Source organism: Micromonospora sp. WMMB482, from assembly GCF_019038635.1.
GTDB lineage: Bacteria > Actinomycetota > Actinomycetes > Mycobacteriales > Micromonosporaceae > Micromonospora > Micromonospora marina.
This window is the reverse complement of the sequence record NZ_JAHOPD010000012.1, coordinates 1-7,163: the sequence shown is the minus strand read 5'-3', so window position 1 is coordinate 7,163 and position 7,163 is coordinate 1. Positions and strand designations below refer to the sequence as shown.

Annotated in this window: 4 protein-coding genes and 3 pseudogenes; 5 read left to right on the top strand and 2 right to left on the bottom strand. The window is 73.4% G+C overall.

Annotated features, from left to right (window positions below; all coding sequences use genetic code 11):
• Together KSK32_RS34815 and KSK32_RS00565 are read right to left on the bottom strand one after the other, a co-directional pair.
• A pseudogene (locus KSK32_RS34815) lies at positions 1 to 303 on the bottom strand (serine hydrolase); the annotation flags it as partial.
• Entirely contained in the window at positions 297 to 1,067 is a 771-nt protein-coding gene (locus tag KSK32_RS00565; protein ID WP_374226679.1) for a serine hydrolase domain-containing protein, read from the bottom strand. The pseudogene KSK32_RS34815 and the gene KSK32_RS00565, both read right to left, overlap by 7 nt.
• 99 nt (positions 1,068 to 1,166) lie before the next feature.
• On the opposite strand from KSK32_RS00565, the pseudogene KSK32_RS00560 reads away from it, so the two are divergent.
• From KSK32_RS00560 to KSK32_RS33030, 5 genes and pseudogenes are all read left to right on the top strand, one after another.
• Positions 1,167 to 1,638: pseudogene (locus KSK32_RS00560) on the top strand (NfeD family protein).
• 5 nt (positions 1,639 to 1,643) lie between these two features.
• A complete protein-coding gene (locus tag KSK32_RS00555; protein ID WP_216927954.1) occupies positions 1,644 to 2,750 on the top strand; it encodes an SPFH domain-containing protein in 1,107 nt (368 codons plus the stop codon).
• A 129-nt stretch (positions 2,751 to 2,879) separates the two neighbouring features.
• Entirely contained in the window at positions 2,880 to 3,683 is an 804-nt protein-coding gene (locus tag KSK32_RS00550; protein ID WP_216927953.1) for a hypothetical protein, read from the top strand.
• A gap of 91 nt (positions 3,684 to 3,774) precedes the next feature.
• Positions 3,775 to 5,974, top strand: a pseudogene (locus KSK32_RS00545) (transglycosylase domain-containing protein).
• Between the two features lie 1,001 nt (positions 5,975 to 6,975).
• On the top strand, positions 6,976 to 7,163 hold a 188-nt coding region (locus KSK32_RS33030), incomplete at its 3' end, for a hypothetical protein (protein ID WP_254186887.1).

The following is a 7,163-nucleotide window of genomic DNA, read 5'->3' as shown; positions in this document are numbered from 1 at the left end:
CCGGTCAGCGCGGCCACGTCGGGCGGCGGGCGGGTCGGCCGGGCGCCGGGCGGGCGCGGCTGGTTCGGCGTCCAGCACCAGCGTGAGCGCCTCCCGGCCGAGCGCGCCGATGTGGTGCCCCGCGCAGCCGTACGCGTTGGCGAAGTTGACCACGGCGGTGCGGGTGGGCCGGTGCACGGCCAGGCCGGCGACGTAGCCGGGCATGGAACCGCCGTGCCCGACGTACACCCGGTCGCCGACCCGGTAGAGCTCCACGCCGAGGCCGTGCCCGCCGGTCCACGAGTCCAGATCGTTGATCACCATGGGCGCGCACATCTCGGTGAGCGTGGCCGGGGAGAGCAGCGCCGGGTCCGGGTCGGCCAGGAACGCCGCCCAGCGGCCCAGATCCTCGACAGTCGACCAGAGCTGCCGGCCGGGGCCATCGCGCCGGTGTCGGTACGCGGCTCCTCCCGCAGCGTCTCGTCCCAGGGGTGCACGACGTAGCCGTGGGCGTACGGCTGGGACGGGTGGTACGTGGTGCGGCGCATGCCCAGCGGCGTCAGCAGCCGCTCGGTCAGCAGGTCCGCCCACGGGGTGCCGGTGGTCCGTTCCAGCATGGCGCCGAGCAGCCCGTACGCCAGGTTCGAGTAGTGGTAGACGAAGTGCGGCGGGTGGGCGATCTTGTCCGGCGTCAGCCCGGCCAGCAGTGTGGCCAGGTCCGTGCCCTCGGCGCGCTCCCACCAGTCGCCGTCCGGCTCGCGTTGCAGGCCGCTGACGTGGCCCAGCAGTTGGCGCACTGTCACCGCGCCGACCGGGGTGCCGGGCAGGTGGGCGTCCAGCGGGTCGTCGAGCGCCAGCCGACCGGCGTCGCGCTGCTGCATCACCAGCACCGCGGTCATGGTCTTGGTGATCGAGCCGACCCGGTACTGGAGGTCGCCGTCCGGGCGGGGCGTCTCACCGGCGGCCGCCAGGTGCGCCAGCCGGCCGTCGCGGACCACGCCGAGGGCGAGCGAGGGACCGCGCCCCTCGGCCTGGGCACGGGCGACCAGCAGGTCCACCTGACGCGCGGTCTCGGGCAGCAGGGACATGTCGTCCTCCTCGTCGTCCGGGGGGCGCGGAACGCCGTGCGAATCCTAGCGATCATGACAGTTCGATGACACGTGCGCGGACGTGTCAGGATTGTTCTCGTGGACGCCGTGTTCTGGATCGTTCTGGGTGTGGTATTCGCGGTCGCCGAGATCTTCACGACGACGCTCTTCCTGATCATGTTCGGGGTCGGGGCGTTCGCCGCGGCCGGTGCCGCGGCGCTCGGTGCGCCGGTGGCGCTCCAGGCGGTGGTCTTCGCGGTGGTGTCGGCGCTGTCGGTGGCGGTGGTCCGTCCGGTGGTCCGGCGGCACGCCCGGCCGTCGCTGGAGACCGGGGAGCAGCCGTTCGGGGTCGAGGCGCTGGAGGGGGCCACGGCTGTGGTCCTGGAGCCGGTCGACGCCGACCGGGCATGGTCAAGATCGGTGGCGAGCTGTGGACGGCCCGCTCGTACGACGTGACGCGCACGTACGCCGAGGGTGAGCGGGTGCAGGTGATCAAGGTCCGGGGCGCTACCGCCCTGGTATGGCAGGACGACATTTCCACCCCGGCGAGTTGCCCGAAGCGAAAAGGTGAACGGTATGGAGTTTCTGGCGATCCTGATGATCGCGGTGGCGTTGATCGGTGTGGTGACGCTGTTCAAGGCGGTGCGGATCGTGCCGCAGCAGCGTCAGGACGTGGTCGAGCGACTGGGCCGGTACAAGCGCACGCTGAACCCGGGCCTCAACCTGCTGGTGCCGTTCGTCGACGCGGTGCGCACCAAGGTCGACATGCGCGAGCAGGTGGTCAGCTTCCCGCCCCAGCCGGTGATCACCTCTGACAACCTGGTCGTCTCGATCGACACGGTTCTCTACTTCAAGGTGGTCGACTCGGTTCGCGCCACCTACGAGATCTCCAACTTCCTCCAGGCCATCGAGCAGCTCACCGTCACCACGCTGCGTAACGTGATCGGCTCGCTCGACCTGGAGCGCGCGCTGACCAGCCGTGAGGAGATCAACCGGCACCTGTCCGGCGTGCTGGACGAGACCACCGGCCGCTGGGGCATCAAGGTGACCCGGGTCGAGATCAAGGCGATCGAGCCGCCGCCGAGCATCCGCGACTCGATGGAAAAGCAGATGCGCGCGGAGCGGGACCGCCGTGCCGCGATCCTCAACGCCGAGGGGCACAAGCAGTCGCAGATCCTCACCGCCGAGGGTGAGAAGCAGGCCGCCGTGCTGCGAGCCGACGGTGACCGGCAGGCCCGGATCCTCCAGGCGGAGGGTCAGGCCAAGGCGATCCGTACCGTCTTCGACGCGATCCACACCGCCAACCCGAGCCAGAAGGTGCTGGCCTACCAGTACCTCCAGGCGCTGCCGCAGATCGCCAACGGCACTGCCAACAAGGTCTGGATCGTTCCGACCGAGCTGACCAAGGCCCTGGAGGGCATGGGCGGCGCGCTGGGCGGGCTCGCGAACATGGCCGGCGACGTGCCGTCGCCGGAGGCCGCCAAGAGTGCCGGCGAGGTCGAGCGGGAGGCCGCCGAGGCCGCCCAGGCCGCGGCCGTCGCGGCCCAGGAGATCCACGACGAGGTACGCGTGGCGGAGGCGCAGGCCACCGGCGGCACCAACCCGAAGGGTCTGCCCGCGCCGGAGCCGGTGTCGCCGGCGAGCCTGGTGAACGACCCGGCGGACCAGCGCGAGCGGGGCTGACCGCCAAATCCGAGAATCCCTCATACGGCGCTCCGGCGGCTGCCACCATCGGTCTTGAGGACGGGTGGTGAGCAGGGCCGGAGCGCCGTTGCGCGTCCCGGGCCGCCCGCGGCGCGAACGAGGTGAGGCATGAAGGACCCGGCGAACCGGCTGTTCTCCCGTACCCCCGTCCCCGGCGCGCACGACCCCGCCGGTCCGATCGGATCCCGGCGTGCCGGTGGGGGCTTCGGGGTTCTGCCGTTCGTCTCCGAACCCGGCCGGGGAGCGCCTGCGACCGACGCGACCTGGGCCTGGTCGATCCGCCGGTTCGCCCGCGCGGCGGTCTGGCTGCTCCCGGCGTACGCGGTCCTCTACGGCGTGGTGGCGATGGCCAGCGACGGCGGGGTGGGCAACGACCCGTACCCGGCCGACGGCCGCCCGCTCTACCTGGTCGGCTGGGTCGCCTCGGTGTGGCTCGGCCTGCTCGCCCTGCTCGCGCTCACCGGCCTGCTCGCCGCCACCCGCTGCCGCCGTGTCGCGCTGGCCGGGCTGCTCGCGAGCATCGGCGGGATGGTGCTGATGCTGCCGTTCGCCGGGCTGGCCGAGCAGACGCCGGTGTTCGGCGTGACCGCGCGCGGCATCGTGCTGTTCGGCGCCACCCTGTACAGCGTGGGCTGGTTCCTGACCGGCTGGTCGGTCGCCCGGTCCGGCATGTTCTCCTACGGCGACGGGACGATGCTGATGATCGCTGCCCCGCTGCTCGGCCTCGGTGGCGCGCTGATCGGCTCGCTGCAGACGTTCGGCGCGCTCTTCGTGCTGGTCGCCGGCATCGGCATCGGCTACCGCAGCGGCCGCCTGGTGCCCGAGACCATCGCCCGGGACGCGGCCGCCGCCAGCGTCGCCGCCGCACCCCTGCCGCCCGCGTCACCGAAGGGCCCACTCGGGGCGGGCTGACCGTTTCTTCAGCTGGGCGGTCGCCGTGAAGTAACTGACAGTTGCCTGGGGAGGTGGCCGGTAGGCGGCTTTCGTGGCAATCCTTGCGTCCATGCCGTCTCCCAGGTCGCCGCTGTCGCGGCTGTTCACCGTGCTGCTGGCCGGCCTGCTCGCCGGGCTCGTCCTCGCGCTCGCCGCGCTTCCCGGGGGCCTGCTCGGCGGGTTCGCCGCCCGGGCCGCGCTCGGCGCGTACGCGGACCTGCCCGACGCGCTGCGCACCCCGGTGCAGCCGCAGCGCTCCTACCTCTACGCCAACGACGGCAAGACGCTGATCACCACGTTCTACGACGTGAACCGCACCGACGTGTCGCTGGACGAGATCGCCCCGGTGATGCGGCAGGCGATCATCGCGGCCGAGGACCGGCGGTTCTACTCGCACGGCGGCGCGGACCTGCGCGGCATCGCCCGCGCGCTGGTGGCGAACGTCTCCGGCGGCGGCACCGAGCAGGGCGGCTCCACGCTGACCATGCAGTACGTCCGCAACGTGCTCAAGACCGACCCGAACCGCACCCCCGAGGAGCGGCAGGCCGCCACCGAGCAGACCGTCGGGCGCAAGCTCCAGGAGATCCGGTACGCGAACGCGCTGGAGGAGTCGCTGTCCAAGGACGAGATCCTCAACCGCTACCTCAACATCGCGTACTTCGGCTCCGGCGCGTACGGCGTCGCCGCCGCGAGCCAGCGCTACTTCGGCAAGGCCCCGGCCGACCTGACCCTGGGCGAGGCGTCGCTGCTCGCCGGACTGGTCCAGTCGCCCGACGCGTACAGCCCGATCGACGGCGACAAGGACCAGGCGCTGGCCCGGCGCGGGTACGTGCTCGACGCGATGGCCGAGACCGGCGCGATCACCGCACAGCAGGCCGCCGCGGCGAAGGCCGAGGCGCTCACGCTGCGCCCGACCGCCCAGCCCAACGGCTGCACCGCCACCGCCCAGGACCACGACGGCTGGGGCTTCTTCTGCGACTACCTGCGCCGCTGGTGGCTCACCCAGCCGGCCTTCGGCAGCACGCCCGAGGAGCGGGAGCAGGCGCTGCGCCGGGGCGGCTACCGGGTCGTCACCACGCTCGACGCGAAGATCCAGGAGACCGCGCAGGAGCAGGCCACCGAGGTCTACGGGTACGGCGACAAGCGGGCGCTGCCGATCGCGGCGGTCGAGCCCGGCACCGGCCGGGTACTCGCCATGGCGGTGAACCGGCACTACAACCTCGACGACAACCCGGACGGGCAGACCAACCACCCGAACACGGTCAACCCGTTGATCTCCGGCGGCGCCAGCGTCGACGGCTACCAGGCCGGGTCGACGTTCAAGATGTTCACCATGCTGGCCGCGCTGGAGGCCGGCAAGCCGCTGGCCACCGGCTTCGACGCCCCCAGCCGGCTGCCCACCCGGTACGCCTCGGACGACGAGGGCAACTGCGACGGCACGTGGTGCCCGGCGAACGCCAACCCGCAGTGGATGGACGGCTACCGGATGATGTGGGACGGCTTCGGCCGCTCCGTCAACACGTACTTCGTCTGGCTGGCCGAGCAGGTCGGCGAGGACAAGGTGGTGGAGATGGCGCAGCGCCTCGGCATCACCTTCCGGGCCGACTCCGACGCCGCGTTCGCCCGCGACGACGCCGCGAACTGGGGCGCGTTCACGCTCGGCGTGGCCGCCACGACCCCGCTGGACCTGGCGAACGCGTACGCGACGGTGGCCGCCGAGGGCACGTACTGCACGCCGTTGCCGGTGGTCTCGGTGACCGCGCCCGACGGCGACGCCGTGGACGTGGCGCAGCCGTCCTGCAAGCGGGTGCTCGAACCGGACGTGGCCCGCGCCGCCACCGACGCGGCCCGCTGCCCGGTCGGCCAGCAGTCCGCGTTCGACCAGTGCAACGGCGGCACCGCCACCGCCGTCGACCGGATCGTCGGCCGCCCGGTGGCGGCAAGACCGGCAGCTCGGAGCGCAACGCCACCGAGACGTTCGTCGGCTACACCCCGCAGGTCGCGGTCGCTGGTATCGCCGCCAACCCGGACGACGTCACCGACCTGGTCGGCTCCGCGGTGCAGGCGAAGGTGATCGACGCGGTGCCCGGACCATCAAGACGGCGCTCACCGGCAAGCCGGTGGCCGACTTCACCGCGCCGAGCCGGGCGCTGGTCGGCGACCCGCAGCGCCCGCAGCCGCCCCGCCGCACCGAGCCGGACCGGCGCGAGCAGCGCCAGGAGAGCGAGCTGCCCTCCGACGTGCTCCGCTGGCTGCGCGGCCGCGGGTAAGGAAGGCCCCTTCTTAACGCCTCAGGTAGAGCAGGGGCCCTTCTTAACGCCCGCCACGGTCCGGGGCCATCGCCGCCGCGCGCACCGTCGCCTCCAGCGCCGGATAGAACGGTACGGCCGAACAGCGCCACGCCGTCGGCGCGGCCGAGCGCCCGGGCAGCCGGTTCCGCCGCCGCCGCGCTGATCCGGAAGCTCATCTGCACCTGCCGGTCCCGCCCGCTACGCGGATCCAGCCGGCCGATCACCGCGCCGGACAGGGGCGCCCGACGCTGCGCCTCCGCCGAGGCGGCCAGCGTCAGCCGTACGGTCGTGGTGCGCCCGCCGCCAGCGCGCCCAGCTCGCAGCGGGTCCGGTCGGCCGACAGCGGGGCGCAGCCGCTCTCGCTGCCGGCCACGGTCACCCTTCGGGCAGGAGCACCTCGATCCGGCCCGCGCCCGTCGACCTCGCCGGTGTTGCCGAGCCGGACGGTGAGAGTGTGCTGGGCGCGCCGCTGATGTCGAACAGCACCTCGTCGGCGCGCAGCGAGATGCCGGTACCGGCGGCCCGGGCGGGAACAGCACCGCGAAGCCCTCGTCGTCGTACGCCGCACCGGTCACACCGGGCGCGACGGCGGTTACCTGGACCGATCCGGCCAGCGGCATGGTCCGCCAGGCGTCGCCGTCGACCGGAGCCGGATGGTCGCGCTGAACCGGGCGCCCGGCTCCGCGTCCCACCCGACGCAGCGGTGGTTGCCGTCGCCGGCCGATTCGCAGCCCGGGGTGCCCGCGTCGGTCAGGCCGGGCGGCAGCGTGTAGCCCAGGCTGATCCGCTCCGCCCGCCCGCCGTGTTGGTCACCGTCACCCGCAGCGTGGCCACCGTGTGGCGTCGGCGTTCCAGTAGGCCGGCGGGAGGACCACGTCTTCGGTGTTCACGCGTACCCCCAGGGGCCCGCCGGCCGGCTGCGCCGGCGGTGGCGGCGGGGTCTTGACCGGCGGTACGACCGGCGGGGGCGCGGTGCCGTGGTGGCCGGCGCGGCGGTGGTCGGCGCCGGTTCGGCGGGCGCGCTCGTCGGCGGCGGGGGCGGCGGGGTGGTGACCGGGCCGGGGGCGGTCGCGGGTGGCGGCGGCTCGGTGGGCGGTGGGGCCGTCGCCGTGGTCGTCGGCTCGCCGGTGGCCGCGGGTTCGGTGGGCTCGCCGCCCGGCTCCACGGG